The sequence below is a fragment of the Pseudomonas brassicacearum genome, from assembly GCF_003732225.1.
In the GTDB taxonomy this organism is placed as follows: Bacteria; Pseudomonadota; Gammaproteobacteria; order Pseudomonadales; family Pseudomonadaceae; genus Aquipseudomonas; species Aquipseudomonas brassicacearum_E.
Map to the genome: position 1 here is coordinate 225,931 of NZ_MOBJ01000008.1, position 15,786 is coordinate 241,716.

The window sequence follows — 15,786 nt, forward strand, 5'->3', positions numbered from 1 at the left end:
TCCGACCGGCGAGGCTTGGCTTCCGGGCCGATCAGCGTTGTCATTGGAGCCATGCTTCACAGCGCACAACTTTGTTTTAATCTTCAGGAATCGATCGTGGCGCGTCCGCAGTCCCATCCGAACCCGGTCCAGCTCCGCTTCGTCGAGTTCGAGCTCGACGAGGCCAACGCCTGCTTGTTACGTAACGGACAAGCCGTGGCGTTAGCGCCGACTCCCTTCACTCTGCTGTGCGTACTTGCACGCCAGCCGGGATCGCTGGTGACCAAGGATGCCTTGCTTGATGCAGTGTGGGGGCATCGGTTTGTCAGCGATTCGGTGCTGAAGACGGCCATCAGCGATCTGCGCAAGGTGTTGGGCGACGACCCCAGGCAGCCCCGCTTCATCGAGACTGTGTCGCGGCGCGGTTATCGGTTCATCGCCGCGCCGTCCCCTGCACCTTCGATGCCGTCTGCATCCACGACGTTACCTGCGGCGGCTGCGCATCCGTCGCCGCCATTCATCGGTCGCACCGATGAAGTCTCAAGGCTGCAACGGGCGTGGGGGCGAGCTGACGGCGGCCACCGTGCAGTGGTCTGGCTCGCCGGAGAGCCGGGGATTGGCAAGACCACATTAATCGAACATTTCCTCGCCAGCCTTGGCGGCATCGCCTGCGCACGCGGCCATTGCGTGGAACACTACGGCAGCGGCGAGCCGTACTTGCCGGTGCTGGAGGCGTTGGCCGATCTGTGCCGCAGCGACCCTACCCTCCCGGCGCTGATGCGCGCCGTGGCGCCGACCTGGCTGTTGCAACTGCCGTGGCTGAGCACTACGGAGGAGCGAGATGCATTGCGGCGCGAACTTGCTGGCATCGGTCCGGATCGCATGCTGCGGGAAATGGGCGAACTGCTGGACCGCTACACGGAGCAGCGCCCGCTGTTGCTGGTGACCGAAGATCTGCACTGGAGCGATCGGGCGACGGTCCAGCTCATCGACTATGTGGCGCGGCGACGTGGCCGTACGCGGCTTATGTGGCTGTCGAGCTTCCGCCTCGCCGAGGTGGTAGCGCTCGATCATCCGCTCAGCTCGTTGCGCCACGAACTGCGCCTGCAACGTCTGTGCGAGGAAGTGGTGCTCGATCCATTCTCGGAAACCGAGGTCGCTGACTATGTCGCACTGCATTCGGCCTCGTTGGCGCGAGATGAAACTTTCGTGCGTGCCCTGCACGAGCGCACTGACGGTGTGCCGTTGTTCGTATCGTCAATCATCAGTGACGTGATGGACCCAACGGACGACGACGCCACCATCGAGGCTCGGCTGACGGGATTGGCGGTCCCCGAGAACCTCGCGGCCATCATCGATCACTACATCACCAAGCTCGGACAGGAGCAGTGTGCACTGCTCTCGGCGGCAGCGGTGTGCGGAGTCGAATTCCGGGTCGAGACAGTTTCGCTGGCCCTCGAGCGCGACCTCGCTTCTGTGACCGACACCTGCGAGGAACTGGTGCGCGAGCAGGTATGGCTCACACGGTCGCGGGCCACCGACGTTGAAGAGTCGGTAGAGCCCCCCTACTCGTTCCGGCATGCCCTCTTCCGCCAGGTGCTGTACGACCGCACACCGCGCTCATTGCGCACCCACCTCCATCGCCAGGTTGGCGCTGCCCTCGAACACGAGCGCACGGCCGGCGTGCCGGTTGCTGCCTCGGAGCTGGCAATGCACTTCGACCGCGCTCGGCAGCCGATGATCGCGCTGCGTTACTACGCCGAGGCCGCAGAAGCCGCGCTGCTGCACTTCAGTCCGGCCTTGTGTATCGGCCTGACTGAGCGCGCATTGGTTCTGCTGACGCAGGCACCAGAAGGGACCGAGCGCGATGCGCTCGAAATTACCTTGGCCACGCTGCTGGGGGTGTCGGCTTTCCACACGTTCGGTGTCGGCAACGAAGCCAGGAACGCGTTCGAACGCGCGTACACATTGCTAGCGGATGTACCCGAGCATCCAATGCGCGGTCGCCTGCTGCACGGATTCGGCTATCTGCTCGGTCTGCGCGGTGACTATGCGCTGGCGCTGGAGGTGGCGGAACGTGCCGAAACTCTTTCGTCCGAGACGAACGATCCAGCGCTCATGCTGGCGGCGTGCATCGTGCAGGGCGAGGTGCATCACCTTCAGGGTCGCACACAGACGACCCGCCGTTGGCTAGAGCGCGCCCTCGCGATTGCCGAGCCGCTGGACATCGGGGCGAACGAGATTTTTGCGGCCGATCCGCAGGTCATGCTGCACGGAATGCTGGCCATAGAGCTCGTGCGTTCTGGTCTGGTTGAGCAAGGTCGAGCCCACATGCAGCGGGCGCGGACCCGCGCGCAGGTGCTTCGCCAACCTATGACCTGGTTGGTCGCCACCTGGCAGGAAGTGTTGATCGAGGTGCGGATGGGCAACCCTGTGCGTGTGGCAGCACTGGCTGACGACATGCAGAAGCTGGTCGATGAGTATTCTCTGGCACTGGGGCGGACGGCTTGCCGCTGGTGGCGAGGCTGGGCCGACGCGCGTAGCGGTGCGCCGCGCGACGGCTACCGGCGCATCCGCGAGGCCTACGAAGAACACACCGGGCTCGGCATGCGCTCCGGTGCCAGCGAAGTGCTCGGCTACGCCGCCGAGGCGTTGCTGCTGGCGGGTGATTGCGACGCCGCGCGAGTCGAGCTGGAGCAAGCACTACGGGTCGGGGAAGAACTGGGCGAGCGCGTATACCTGCCGCAACTATTGCTGCTGGAGGCAGCGATTGCGCGGATGCAGGGCCGGCTCGACGCCGGCAACACTGCGGTGCGACGTGCGATTGAGGAGGCTCGTGCCCAGGAAGCTCCGTGGCTGGAACTGCTCGCACTGGTCGAACTGTGCGAGCACCACGACGCCACGACGGAGGACTACCAGACATTGGCGACGCTGGTTGAGCAGTTGCCCGAAACGGATGGAACCGAGCTGGTGAAACGCGCGCGCTCGCTGCTTCAGGCTGCCAAGCCAGCTTGAAGAGTTAAGGGCGCAACCCTGTGGGAGCGAGCTTGCTCGCGATGACGGCGGTACATTCAGCATCAATATTGGCTGACCCGCCGCTATCGCGAGCAAGCTCGCTCCCACAGGGTTGCGGTGTTCAAGCCCTTAACTTACCGGCATTAATTTCTGTGGGAGCGGTGCAGTCCCGACCGAAGTCTGACCTTTCGCTTACGACTCGACCCAGGGGACGGCCTACGCTGTCGTCGAACTTTCTTGAGCCCCTGGTCTGCGATGATCCTGAACCCTGAATCCAAATACCCGAGCCGCCGCTCGTACGTAGTGAAACTGCGTGGCGATGCCGCGCCGGGGGCCCTGGTGGGCCGCCTCGAAAACCTGGTCACCGGACGTCAGCGCGAGTTCTCGTCCGCCGAAGAGCTGCTGGAGTCGATTGCCTCAGACCTTGTGTCGGCGGCCGGCGAGCACATGGCAGATGCCGACGGCGAGTGACGCCTCCAACCTGAATGAGCGCTCGATATGGCGACCGAACGGCGACGCTTCGCTGACGACTTCGCGCACACCGGGCCCTACGCTGATGCCATCTCGAATCCACACGAGTCCAATGCGATGCCGCGACTTCCAGTTTCCTTTCCACTGCCCCTCCACACCGGCCGGACGACCTTGCAACAGACCGGGCTCGCCGTTGCGGCCGCCCTTGCCACTTCGATCGCCCTCGCCCTGGCCGGTTGCTCCACGCCGGTCGTCAAGCCGTCGGTCGACCTGCCGAGCAACTTCGCCGCGAGCACGGCCTCCGAGATGGAACCCGAGGCGGCGTGGTGGGAGGTCTACCACGACCCAGTGCTGACGGATCTGGTGCGCCGAGCAGCGCGCGAGAACCGCGACGTGAAGATTGCCGCCGAGCGTCTGCGCGCTGCGCATGCCGGAGAAACGGTCAGCCATTCCTGGCTGCTCCCGAGCGTCGGCGCATCCGCCTCCGGCAGCGATCGCAGCAGTGGCTACAACTCGGCCACGAAACAGGGTTATCCGGATACCAAGACCACCAGTGTGGGCCTGGACGTCTCGTGGGAGCTCGACCTGAGCGGCCGCCTGCGCGCCGGCGCAGCGGCGGCCAACGCCGATGCGCTGGCCGCAGAGGACAGCATGCGCGGCGTACGCCTGCTAGTGATGAGCGACGTTGTCAGCAACTACTTCTCACTGGTCGGCGCGCAGCGCCAGGTCGCGACGCTGCGCGCCATCTCGGCGATGCAGGACGAGACGCTGCGTCTGGTCACCGCGCGCCAGCAGGTGGGGCTGGCATCCGCCTTCGACGTCGAGCGTGCGCAGACCGACGCCTTGTCGGCGCGGGCGCAGATTCCGCCGCTGGAAACGCTGGCGGCCGTGTCGCGCCATCGTATCGCGGTGCTGATCGCCGACCAGTCCTTCAATACCGCGAACATCCAACCCACGGGTGGCGATGTGGCGGCGGTGCCCGAGGCCAAGCCGGGGCAGCCCGCCGCGCTGCTGCAACGCCGACCTGACGTGCTGGCGCTGATGGCGCAGCTCGACGCAGCCAATGCGCGCCGCCAGCAGGCCGCCGCCGAGTGGTTCCCGCAACTTTTCCTCGGCGCGTCCTTCGGCCGTCAGGGCCTGAACCTGAACGGCGCCGATCTCGGCGTTGCACGCTTCACCAACGTGGCGGGCCTGCTGGCGATGCCGATCTTCAACGCCGGGCGCACACAAGCGATCAACGAGGCTGCCAAAAGTGCTCAACAAGAGGCGCTGCTGCGCGCCGAAGACGGCATCGTACGGGCGCTCGAGGATGTGGAGAACGCCCTCGTCACGCTGTCGCAGGAACGCCGCCGCGCCGGGTCGCTGCAATTGGCCGCCGCGTCCGCGGAATCTGCGCAGAACCGTGCCCAGTCACTCTATAACCGCGGGCAGATCGACCTGTTGCCACTGCTGGATTCGCAGCGGGCGCGCCTGGCGGCACGCCTGAACGCCAACGAAAGCAACACCCGACTGCTGCTCGATAGCGTGCAGCTCTACAAAGCACTGGGCGGGGGTTGGCAGGTATTCGAGCAACCCGCCACCCCCACTGCTGCCACCAAAGCCGACCAGCCACCACTTTCCTGAGAACCTGTCGTTTTTCAAAGAGGAACCGCCTTGAAGAATTCCCTTACTGCGGCCGGCGCCCTGGCCGTCGCCGTCATGCTGTCCGCGTGTAGCCCGGACCAGCCCACCGTGCAGGCACCACGGCCGGTCCGCACCGTTGAAATCAACTACGACAATGCCCGCGAAGTCAGTCGCTACGTGGGCACCGTACAGTCGCGACATGAAGTCGACCAGGCCTTCCGCGTAGGCGGCAAGGTCGCCCAGCGCAAAGTCGATGTAGGCCAGATGGTGCGCGAAGGCGACATACTGGCTGTGCTGGAGGACAGCGACTACCGCCTCGCTGAGGAAGCGTCGCAACAGCAGTGGGCGGTTGCCGTCGAACAAACGCACCAGGCCGACTCGGAGCGCCAGCGCCTGACCGCGCTGAAGGCTGACGGCTCGGTCAGTGCGGCCGACGACGAGCGTGCACATACAAATGCCCAGACCGCGCATGCGACCGCCGAGGTCGAGGCACGAAAGCTTGAACTCGCGCGCAACCGGCTCAAGTACACCGTGCTGCGCGCCTCGCATAACGGTGTCGTCACGGCTGTGCGCTTTGAGGCGGGGCAAGTCGTGGCGGAGGGCCAACCGGTAGTCTCGGTGGCGAATCCGGATGAATCCGAGATCGTCGTCGATGTGCCCGAGGATCAGCTGTCCGTCTTCAAGGGGGCGCACTTCAAGGCATCACTGGCCAGTGCGCCGAACGAGACCTTCGATGTCACGCTGCGCGAGCTGTCGCCGCAGGCTGCGGCGCAAACGCGCACCTATCGCGCACGGCTTAAGCCGGTGAAGGCGCTGCCGCTGGGCGCCACCGCCACGGTAATGGCCGAGCGCATGATGACCAGTGTCTCGGTGGCGGCCGTACCGGCGACAGCACTGACGCAAAGCGCCGGCCAGCCGGCGCTGTGGGTAGTCACGCCCGCGGGCAAGGATCCGGTAGGCACCGTCGAGCTGGAGCGTGTGGCCGTTTGGGGCTACCGCAACGACGAGGTGCTCGTCTCCGGGCCGCGGGCCGGTGTATTGGTCGTCACCGCTGGAGTCCAGAAGATGACGTCCGGAATGAAGGTCGCGCTCCCCGGCGCGGCGATCGTTGACGCGAACACCACGCAGCAGGCTGCCCGATGAACAACTTCAACCTCACCGACTGGGCGCTGCGCCATCGCGCCATCGTCCTGTTCATGCTCCTCATTGTCGCGGTGGCCGGTGCCTTCAGCTTCACCAGGCTCGGTCAGCTCGAGGATCCGAACTTTTCCGTGCCCTCCATGACCGCCATTGTCATCTGGCCAGGCGCCACCGCCCAGCAGTTGCAGGACCAGGTCCTCAATCGCATGGAGAAGAAATTCGAGCAGCTCGACAACTTCGAGAAGGTGGTCACCTACGCGCGGCAAGGCTACGCAGGCATGACGCTTACCGTGCGCGGCGGCACCTCCAAGGCAGACCAGCGCGAGGCCTGGTACCAGGCGCGCAAGAAACTCAACGACCTGAACCGTGAGCTACCTGACGGCGTGATCGGCCCAATCGTAAACGACGAGTACGGCGACGTGTATGGCCTGATGTACGCGGTCAAGGGCGACGGCGTTGGCCACGCCGACCTGTCGGACGCGGCCGAGGACATCAAGCGCAGCCTGCTGAAGGTGCCGATGGTCAAGAAGATCGATGTCATCGGCAAGCAGGCCAAGCGTGTCTACGTCGAGTTCTCGCACGAGCGCCTGGCAGCGCTGGGCATTACACCGCTGGCCATCGCCGAAAGCCTCAAGAGTCAGAACGCCCTGTTGCCCGCAGGCCAGATCGACACCCATGGCGACCGCGTCATGGTGCGCGTGAGCGGTCAGTTCGCCAGCGAAGACGCTATCCGCAACGTGCCCATCGCCGCGAGCGGCCGGCTGATCAAGCTCGGCGACATCGCAACCGTCACGCGCGGTTTTGAGGATCCGCCAACCTACACGGTCCGCCATAATGGCCAGCCGGTGCTGATGCTTGGCATCACGATGACCAGCGACGGCAATATCGTAGACCTCGGCAAGGCGATGGGGATGGCGGTCGACAAGATCCAGTCCGAGCTGCCGCACGGCGTGGAACTGGAACGCGTGGCCGACCAGCCCTCCACGGTGAAGGACGCGATCTGGGACTTCGAGCGGTCACTGATGGAAGCGCTGATCATTGTGATCGCGGTGAGCCTGGCCAGTCTGGGCTGGCGCACAGGCCTTGTTGTCGCGACCTCGGTGCCGCTGGTGTTGGGTGGCGTGGCATTGGTGATGATGGCGATGGGCTGGAATCTCGAGCGCATCTCGCTCGGTTCACTGATCATTGCGCTCGGCCTGCTGGTTGATGACGCGATCATCGCTATCGAAATGATGGTGGTGAAAATGGAAGCCGGCATGGACCGCGTGAAGGCGGCCGCCTTCTCCTATCAGTCCACCGCCATGCCGCGACTGACCGGCGCACTGATCACCGTCGTGGGCTTCTTGCCTATCGGCCTCTCGAAGTCCACCACCGGTGAGTACGCGGGTGGCATTTTCTGGATCGTCGGCGCCGCGGTGCTGTTCTCGTGGATCTGCTCGGGTATCTTCACACCCTACCTGGCGGTCAAGATGCTGCCCAAGGACTTCGGCAAGCACCAGCATGCCGGCGATCCGTATGACACGAAGGTCTACCGCAAGCTGCGCGGCCTGATCGACACCGCCATCGAGCGCCGCTGGGTGGTCATCGGCGCAACGTTTGGCGCCCTGGCGCTGGCGCTGGCCGGTATGAAGTTTGTGCCGCAGCAGTTCTTCCCCAACAGTTCGCGCCCTGAGTTGGTCATCGACCTGCGCATGAAAGAAGGTTCGTCCTTCGCGGCGACCGCCGAGCAGGTGAAGCGGATGGAGGCGCAGCTGTCGAAGGACGACGAGGTCAAGTACTTCACCGCCTACACCGGCGCCGGTGCACCGCGCTTCTATCTCTCGCTCAACCCCGAGCTGCCGAATCCGGGCTTTGCCCAGTTCGTCGTGATGACCAAGGATCTGGACGCGCGCGAGCGGGTGCGTGCGCGGCTGATGACCGCAGCCGAGCAGCAGTTTCCGCAGGCATGGGTGCGCGTAACCCGGCTTGAACTGGGTCCGCCCGTCGGCTACCCGGTGCAGTTCCGCGTCGTGGGGCCCGATACCCAGGTGGTGCGCCAAATCGCCCGCGATGTGGAGAAGGTGGTCGCGTCCAACTCGAAGGTGCGCGATCTCCAGCTCGACTGGAACGATCCGGTTCGCACGCTGAAAGTGCAGCTTGATCAGGACAAGGCAAGCGCGCTGGGCCTCACACCGGCCGACGTGTCGCTGGCGACCCAGACCGTGATGAACGGCGCAACCCTGTCGCAGCTGCGTGAACACGAGGACCTGATCGACATCGTGGCGCGTGCCGTGCCTGAGGAACGCTTGAACCTCGACACACTGAAAGACATCAACCTCTACACGCGTCAGGGCACGGTGGTGCCGCTGTCGCAAATCGCACAGGTGCACTCTGAACTGGAAGAACCGGTGCTGTGGCGCCGCAACCGCGACATGGCGATCACAGTGCGTGCCGACGTGAAGGATGGCGAGCAAGGTGTATCGGTGACACAGGAAATCCAGCCGTTGCTCAAGGACATCGAAGCCAAACTGCCGACGGGCTATCGCATAGACGTGGGTGGCGCGGTGGAGGAAAGTGACAAGGCCAACAAGGCGCTGCTCGCCGTGGCCCCACTGATGCTGATCACCATCCTGCTGCTACTGATGCTGCAACTGCAGAACTTTTCCCGCATGTGGATGGTGATGCTGACTGCACCGCTGGGCCTGATCGGTGTGGTACCCGCGCTGTTGGTGTTCCAGTCACCGCTGGGCTTCGTCGCGATCCTGGGCATCATCGCGCTGGGTGGCATGATCATGCGCAACTCGGTGATCCTGATCGACCAGGTGCAAACCGAAATCGCTGAAGGACGCGACCCGTGGAATGCTGTGCTGGATGCCGCCATTCACCGGGCCCGTCCGGTGATGCTGACGGCGCTGGCCACCGTGCTCGCAATGATTCCGCTAACGCGCAGTGTGTTCTGGGGGCCGATGGCCATTGCGATCATGGGCGGCCTTACCGTGGCGACGCTACTGACGATTTTCTTCGTCCCGGCGCTGTACGCCGCATGGTTCAAGGTGGGTCGCCAGACGGTCGCTGATACCCAACAAAATGGAGTGATCGCTTAACGCTTGATGTGTTGCCCCCAAGACATCGGCAACCGAGACGACGGCAAGCGATACGCTACACTTCCTTGGCTCTGCCGCGGCACCTGAGGTGCCAAAACCCTGTCTCCTGATCCGGAGGTATCCAATGAGCGATAGCACCGAACTCACTTCCTTCACCGGCTGGGCCGCAACGGCGGCCGGCGCTCCACTGGAGCGCTATAGCTACGATCCCGGTCCTTTGGGGGACGAGGAGGTGGAAGTCGCCGTGGAGTATTGCGGCGTCTGCCACTCCGACCAGTCGCTGATCGATAACGAATGGGGCATTAGCCACTACCCCTTTATTCCCGGCCACGAGGTGGTCGGCAGCATCGTGCGAGTGGGCACACAGGTACGTGGTCTCGAAGTGGGACAACGGGTGGGCATTGGTTGGTACAAGGGCAGTTGCATGCATTGCTCCTCGTGCATTGGAGGCTCCCACCATCTGTGCGGCACAGCCCAACCCACCATCGTCGGCAGCAACGGAGGCTTCGCCGACCGCCTGCGTTCGCACTGGGCCTGGGCTCTTCCAATACCGAACGGACTCGACCCGGCCATGGCAGGACCACTGTTCTGCGCCGGTTCGACGGTGTTCAACCCGCTGGTGGAATTCGACGTCAAGCCCACTGACCGGGTCGGTGTGGTGGGAATCGGTGGCCTCGGTCATCTGGCACTACGCTTCCTCAATGCCTGGGGCTGCGAAGTCACGGCCTTCACCTCGTCGTTGAGCAAGCAGGACGAAGCCAGGCGCCTGGGCGCGCACAACGTAGTCACGTCGACCGACAGCAATGCGCTGAAGTCCATCGCCGGCACCCTGGATTTTCTCCTGGTCACCGCCAACGCCGACCTCGACTGGCCAGCCATGCTCGGAACCCTGCGCGGCAAGGGCCGCCTGCATTTTGTTGGCGCAGTGCCCGGCGCTATTCCAGTGCACGTGTTCGATCTGCTTCCCCAACAAAAGAGCTTGTCCGCCTCGCCGGTCGGCTCGCCCGGTACCACGGCGACCATGCTGGAATTCTGCGTACGTCATCAGATCCTGCCGCAGGTTGAGCACTTTCCCATGAGCCGGGTCAACGAAGCCATCGATCACCTACGCAGTGGCAAGGCGCGCTACCGCATCGTGCTGGACGCCAGCAAATGACCGACCGGCGCGTCGGGTAACACCGCACGCGCCTTCAACTGCGGCTATTACAGCAGCCCCCTTCACTGGCTCAAAAAGCATGCTTTCGGTCCAGGCTATCGCCAAAACCACGAATCACCTCCAGCAGCGACTTCACCCGCAGCGGCAGATTCCCGGCCGGGTATACCGCGTGCATCTGCGGGCTTTCGCCAGCACTGGAGGTGAGCGTGTATTCGGGACAGACCCGGAGCAAGCGCCCCGCTTCCACTTCGGGTTCCGCCAGCCAGTCCGCCAGGCGGGCGATCCCGACGCCCGCCAGGGCCGCCTGGAACACCGCCACGCCGGAGCTGAAACGAAACTTCGGATGAACCCGAAAGCTGATGGCCTGCTGCTCACGGCGAAAATTCCACTCCTTGAGAATCCGCGGCGCCGTATGCAGGATCAGCGAGTGCGCTTCCAGCGCCTCGATGGAATCGGGCATCCCGCGCCGCTCCAGATACCCGGGGCTGGCATACAGGTAACGTGAATAACTCCAGAGCGGAAAGCCGATCAGGTCACTGGATTGCGGAAACGCGCCGCGAATCGAGAAGTCCAGCTTGCTCTTGGCCGGGTCGATGCTCTCATCGGTGAAAATCACATCGACGTTCACGTCTGGATAACGCTCGCAGTATTGCGCGATCAATCGGGGCAATACCCCGTGTCCGAGAAGCTCGGGGGCGGAAAAGCGGATCCAGCCGTAAGCCAGTCCACTGAGACCGGCCAGGTCTTCATCCGCCTCGCGTTGCAGATCCAGCATTTTGTAAGCGTGGGGCAACAAGTGCTCACCCGCCTCGGTCAAGCTCACGGCATTCGACGAGCGATTGAACAACTTGACCCCGACACTTTCCTCCAGGGCCTGAACGGCACGGGTCAGCGAGCTGGGGGAGCGCCCCAGAGTACGTGCCGCCGCGACGAAACTGCGCTTGCGAGCCACCGTCGCAAAGGCTTCCAGCTCCCCCAACATATTCAGTGCCACTGCCCACCTCATTGCACTTTTCACAACGTGGCATTGCAACACAAAAAAGGCCCTTCCGTTAACCTTCCCGTTCAACCCACACCGCTGGACCTTCACCAACCCTTCATCGTCAGAGCCTGATTTCATGATCGATATTGTCATCCTTTGCGTGTTCGCCTTCGCCGCCGGCCTGATCGATGCGGCGGTGGGCGGCGGCGGACTGATCCAGATACCCGCGCTGTTCAACGTGCTGCCCACGGCACAACCGGCGGCGCTACTGGGTACCAACAAGGTCGCGGCAGCCTGCGGCACCGCATTCGCGGCCCGGTCCTTCGTGCGCAAAGTGGTGATCGACTGGGGGCTGGTGATCCCCGCCGCCTGTGCGGCCTTTGTCATGGCCTTCTTCGGAGCGGCCACGGTGTCGTCGGTACCGCAGTCGATGATCCGGCCGGCGGTGCTGGTGTTGATCGTGCTGATGGCGATCTACACCTTCTGGAAAAAGGACTTCGGCGCCCTGCACACACCCATGCGCATCGGTACCCGGGAAAAACTGCTGGCGGTCATCATCGGCGGTGCCATCGGCTTCTACGACGGACTGTTCGGCCCCGGCACCGGCAGCTTCCTGATCTTCCTGTTTATCCGCTGCTTCGCCTTCGACTTCCTGCATGCCTCGGCGTCGGCCAAACTGGTGAACATCGCGACCAACGTAGCGGCGCTGATATTCTTCATTCCGACAGGTAACGTGCTCTACCTGATCGCCCTTCCCATGGCGGCATTCAACATCCTGGGTGCGTTGACCGGTACCTGGCTGGCGGTTCGTAAAGGCGTGCCCTTTGTCCGGGCGCTGTTCCTGGTGTTGCTGGCGATCCTGATCAGCAAACTGTCTTACGACCTGCTCCTGCCAACCTGAAGAAAACTATATGCATTCCATGTTCGATCGCTTGGTGGCAATGCGGCAGATTGATGACCGCCCGTAACCCCGAATGGGCGTTAGCTCATACTTCACTATTCTTAATCACACACCGCTGGAACGGTTGAATGCAGGCTTGGCGACATGAGCGCCAGGCGCAAAGGCAGGGAGACGAGGCAGCCACTTGAATAGAGAATCGAATGATGAAAATGCTACTGATGGTCGAGTTCCCCCATGAACCCTTCAACGCTCTCGTCAGAGCCGGGAGGGTAGGCGAACTGATAGGGCGTATTCTGGAGAGCATCAAACCGGAGACTACCTACTTTACTGAGCTGGATGGAATGCGCTGCGGGATTTTCCTGATCAACGTACAAGACCCGTCTGAAATCCCCAGTTTTGCAGAACCGTTCTTTCTCAACTTCCAGGCTAGCTGCAAATTTCGTCTTGTCATGAGCCCGCAGGACCTGCAAAAGGCCGGTCTGGAAGCGCTCGGAAAAACTTGGGCGTGAGCAGCGATCACTACGGGGCGGTTATACACGCCCCCAAACCCTGCTCCGTCCTGGCGCAATCAAGTCGCGACGAACCCGATGGGCAAAGGTGATTGCGGGTAGCTATGATTGGAGACCATGACAGCCACTTTGCAGATTCGACAATCCTGCCCGCCCGGCGCCTGCGACTGCGGGCGTGAACAGCTGCTGGACGTACCCAGCAGTGATTTGCGCATCCTGTACCTGACCCGTCAGGAGGAAAAGCGCCTGCTCGAGCGACTGGAGAATCTTCGGAGCCTGACCGACCTCGAGCATATGCAGCGTCGGATGTACGAGCAGTTAGGCATTCGCCTGCAAATCACCCCAAGCTTCCACGAAGTGCGAAGTATGCGCGGCATCGGTATTCACCTCCTGGATCAACCCGGCCTGTGTCGCAAAACCCGCCAATCGATCCCTGCAGCCATTCGCCGTGGTTTGGAGATGCATCCGGAGATTGCCTACGAGTTGCTCAACGCTCACGACCTTTTGCGCGATGCCTGAGTGTTCAGAGCCACGGCAGCGCGAATGAGCGCCTTCAATGCTTCTTCATCAATCCTGTCGCCCTCATGCAAATCAATGGCACGTCTGGTGTTGCCTTCGAGACTGGAGTTGAAGAGACCTGAAGGATCTTCCAACGAGGCGCCCTTGGCGAAGGTCATCTTCACGACACTCTTGTACGTCTCACCGGTGCAGATGATTCCGGCGTGCGACCACACTGGAACACCTCTCCACTTCCATTCCTCGACCACCTCGGGGTCGGTCTGCCGGATGAGCGTTCGGACCCGAGCGAGCGTCTCGCCCCGCCAATCACTCAGCTCCTTGATTCGCGCATCTATCAGCTGAGAGGCAGAGCCTGCCGCCTCTCCTTCCTTTGAGTCGATCTGCTCGTTTTTCATAATGGTTTCGCCCTCCTCATGGTGGTTGTCGCTCGACCGCCACGTGAGTATTGCTGACTGACAGCTTTCCTCCAGGCAATCAAAGACCGTTATGATTCGAAAGCTGCCGGTCGCGACCCGTCGTGCGTTAAATCAGTGACCATTTTGAGGTCGTGCCTGGCAGTCGTTCCAGACATCGCGTATCAAGTCCTTGAGCATTAGCGCCTCGGCCCAGCGATCGGTGATCTCGCCTCCGTCAGCCCCCGTGATGGCATAGGGCGGTGGGCCGAGTTCACAGGTGAAGGACAGGCTGGCGGGCGTGTTCGGTCGGGCCAGCCAATCCTCGATCCCATAACGCCACCAACCCAGGAAACGCTCCAGCCAGGGTCGATGCTGAGCGAAGCTCAAGGGCACCTGGACCTGTTCGCAGTTGGCGACACGACCATGAAACCCCCAACTGTGGCGCAGGAATTCACGCATGTCAGCTCCTCAGCAATTGTTTGAGCGGCACATCGGCGTCGGCCAAAGTGTCCACCGAGAGCTGGTTCTGGTTAGCGATCAGCCGTTCGCACAGCTTGATGTCCTTGGCGACGCTATTACCCTGGCCCCAGCCGCAGGCACCCTGCAAACGTTGCTCGGCATCGAGGTAGAACAACAGAAAACCGCCACCCGGTGGCCTGCGTCAGCTTTCGATGAAACTGCTGCCTTCGCCGATGTGTCATACCATTACAGGCTGAATCATTCGGCGCGACCTACTACGGCGTTGCGTTTCTGCGTCCTGGTTCAAACGGCCCGCGCCGCCAGGCTTTGCAGTGTCTGCCAACTCAGGGAGTACAAACGTGCACGATCCCTTCAATCTTCTTCGTTTCGTCGAGGCCCAGCGCCCGGTTTTTACCCGAGTCATGGAAGAGTTGCGTGCCGGGCACAAGACCAGTCACTGGATGTGGTTCATCTTCCCGCAACTGCATGGCCTCGGGCGTAGCGAGATAGCCGAACGCTTTGCCATTTCTGGTACTGCCGAAGCCCGGGCCTATCTGCTGCATGACGTGCTGGGGCCACGGCTGGAGGAAAGCGTCAGTACCCTCCTGCAACACAGCGACAAGAGCGCACTGCAAATCCTTGGCCACCCCGATGACCTGAAATTGCGCTCCTGCCTCACGCTGTTCGCCAGCATCAAGCCCGAACACCCCCTATTCCAGCAGGCCCTCGATCAGTTCTTCGCTGGCGAGCCAGACACCAGAACTCTGACCCTTCTTGGAGAATAAGGTCGACGCGAGCTACGTCGCCAACACCACGTCGAACCTCGAAGACAGCGTGATCGGGCAGTTGGGCTCAAGCCAGCAGCTCGGTAATCCACCGGGCCTGTCGGGCGACGTCCTGCACCTTCTCCTCGGGCACTACCTGCCGCGCTCGGGCGAAACTGGTCAGGGTCTTCTGCTTCTGGCGCAGCATGCGCTGCCACTTGCCCAGGAACGCCGGGCTGCGTGCCTGCATCTGCAGCGGGCCGAAGTACAACTCCTCGGCGGTGTACATCACGGGCCCGGCGCGCTCGGCGACGATGATTTCGTAGTCGAAGCGGTTTTCCCGCAGCACCTCCTCGCAAAGGATCCGGTAACCATTTTCCATCAACCATTGGCGCAGTGGCTGCTCGCCGCCGTTGGGCTGCAGGATCAGGCGCTCCTGGCCGTTCAGGCACGTCTTGCCGCTGTCGAGGATGTCGCGGATCGTCTCGCCGCCCATGCCACAGATGCTGATCGCCGTGATCCCGTCTCCCGGCTCGATCGCCGCCAGGCCATTGGCCAGGCGCACGCTGATCCGCTGGTCCAGGCCGTTCTCGCGCACGGTGCGTTCGGCCGAGCGAAACGGCGTCAATGCCACCTCGCCGGCCACCGCCACCGCGATGGCGCCACGGCGCATCAACGCTACCGGCAGGTAGCCGTGATCCGAGCCGATATCGGCCAGGCGCGCACCTGCTGGCACATGCGCCGCCACGCGCTCCAGGCGCATGGACAATGTCTGTTCGTTCAACTGCCG

The 15,786-nt window shown here is 62.9% G+C and carries 13 protein-coding genes and 2 pseudogenes; 10 read left to right on the top strand and 5 right to left on the bottom strand.

Going from position 1 to position 15,786, the window contains the following annotated elements:
- Window positions 1–96 precede the first annotated feature (96 nt).
- The 6 genes from BK659_RS13120 to ahr all read left to right on the top strand — a co-directional run bounded on the left by BK659_RS13120 (window position 97) and on the right by ahr (window position 10,467).
- Window positions 97–2,994, top strand: a complete 2,898-nt coding sequence (locus tag BK659_RS13120) for an AAA family ATPase (protein WP_123425484.1) — start codon at window positions 97–99, stop codon at window positions 2,992–2,994.
- Window positions 2,995–3,249: 255 nt separating this feature from the next.
- On the top strand, window positions 3,250–3,465 hold the full coding sequence (locus tag BK659_RS13125; RefSeq protein WP_123425485.1) for a hypothetical protein: 216 nt from the start codon (window positions 3,250–3,252) through the stop codon (window positions 3,463–3,465).
- A 117-nt stretch (window positions 3,466–3,582) separates the two neighbouring features.
- Window positions 3,583–5,088: an efflux transporter outer membrane subunit gene (locus tag BK659_RS13130; protein ID WP_123425565.1), complete on the top strand. Its 1,506-nt coding sequence runs from the start codon at window positions 3,583–3,585 to the stop codon at window positions 5,086–5,088.
- Window positions 5,089–5,118: 30 nt separating this feature from the next.
- Entirely contained in the window at window positions 5,119–6,231 is a 1,113-nt protein-coding gene (locus tag BK659_RS13135) for an efflux RND transporter periplasmic adaptor subunit (RefSeq protein WP_123425486.1), read from the top strand.
- Complete coding sequence (locus tag BK659_RS13140; protein WP_123425487.1) at window positions 6,228–9,311, top strand: efflux RND transporter permease subunit; 3,084 nt, start codon at window positions 6,228–6,230, stop codon at window positions 9,309–9,311. Before BK659_RS13135 ends, BK659_RS13140 begins: the two co-directional genes overlap by 4 nt.
- A 124-nt stretch (window positions 9,312–9,435) precedes the next feature.
- Window positions 9,436–10,467, top strand: coding sequence for an NADPH-dependent aldehyde reductase Ahr (ahr, locus tag BK659_RS13145; RefSeq protein WP_123425488.1), 1,032 nt, complete (start codon window positions 9,436–9,438; stop codon window positions 10,465–10,467).
- A 70-nt stretch (window positions 10,468–10,537) separates the two neighbouring features.
- On the opposite strand, the gene BK659_RS13150 is transcribed toward ahr, so the two are convergent.
- Window positions 10,538–11,461 carry a LysR family transcriptional regulator gene (locus BK659_RS13150; protein ID WP_123425489.1) on the bottom strand — a complete coding sequence of 308 codons (924 nt, stop codon included), beginning with the start codon at window positions 11,459–11,461 and terminating at the stop codon, window positions 10,538–10,540.
- A 124-nt stretch (window positions 11,462–11,585) separates the two neighbouring features.
- Here BK659_RS13150 and BK659_RS13155 point away from each other — a divergent pair, with 124 nt between their 5' ends.
- The 3 genes from BK659_RS13155 (at window position 11,586) to BK659_RS13165 (ending at window position 13,378) form a co-directional block, all read left to right on the top strand.
- Window positions 11,586–12,350 (top strand): sulfite exporter TauE/SafE family protein, encoded by a 765-nt coding sequence (locus tag BK659_RS13155; protein WP_123425490.1) that lies wholly within the window; start codon window positions 11,586–11,588, stop codon window positions 12,348–12,350.
- 203 nt (window positions 12,351–12,553) lie between these two features.
- Complete coding sequence (locus BK659_RS13160) at window positions 12,554–12,859, top strand: panthothenate synthetase (RefSeq protein ID WP_123425566.1); 306 nt, start codon at window positions 12,554–12,556, stop codon at window positions 12,857–12,859.
- Between the two features lie 117 nt (window positions 12,860–12,976).
- Window positions 12,977–13,378, top strand: coding sequence for a hypothetical protein (locus tag BK659_RS13165; RefSeq protein WP_123425491.1), 402 nt, complete (start codon window positions 12,977–12,979; stop codon window positions 13,376–13,378).
- Here the strand turns inward: BK659_RS13165 and BK659_RS13170 are convergent.
- The 3 genes and pseudogenes from BK659_RS13170 to BK659_RS13180 form a co-directional block, all read right to left on the bottom strand.
- Window positions 13,354–13,773, bottom strand: a complete 420-nt coding sequence (locus BK659_RS13170) for a DUF1801 domain-containing protein (protein ID WP_123425492.1) — start codon at window positions 13,771–13,773, stop codon at window positions 13,354–13,356. The two genes, BK659_RS13165 and BK659_RS13170, sit on opposite strands and share 25 nt — an antisense overlap.
- Before the next feature lie 132 nt (window positions 13,774–13,905).
- Window positions 13,906–14,220, bottom strand: a pseudogene (locus tag BK659_RS13175) (sugar phosphate isomerase/epimerase); the annotation flags it as partial.
- A 13-nt stretch (window positions 14,221–14,233) separates the two neighbouring features.
- Window positions 14,234–14,434 (bottom strand): annotated as a pseudogene (locus BK659_RS13180) (pyridine nucleotide-disulfide oxidoreductase); the annotation flags it as partial.
- 157 nt (window positions 14,435–14,591) lie between these two features.
- On the opposite strand from BK659_RS13180, the gene BK659_RS13185 reads away from it, so the two are divergent.
- Entirely contained in the window at window positions 14,592–15,017 is a 426-nt protein-coding gene (locus BK659_RS13185) for a DUF1810 domain-containing protein (protein WP_123425493.1), read from the top strand.
- A 67-nt stretch (window positions 15,018–15,084) separates the two neighbouring features.
- Here BK659_RS13185 and BK659_RS13190 read toward each other — a convergent pair whose 3' ends face one another.
- Window positions 15,085–15,780, bottom strand: coding sequence for a tRNA (adenine(22)-N(1))-methyltransferase (locus BK659_RS13190; protein WP_311196689.1), 696 nt, complete (start codon window positions 15,778–15,780; stop codon window positions 15,085–15,087).
- Window positions 15,781–15,786 lie beyond the last annotated feature (6 nt).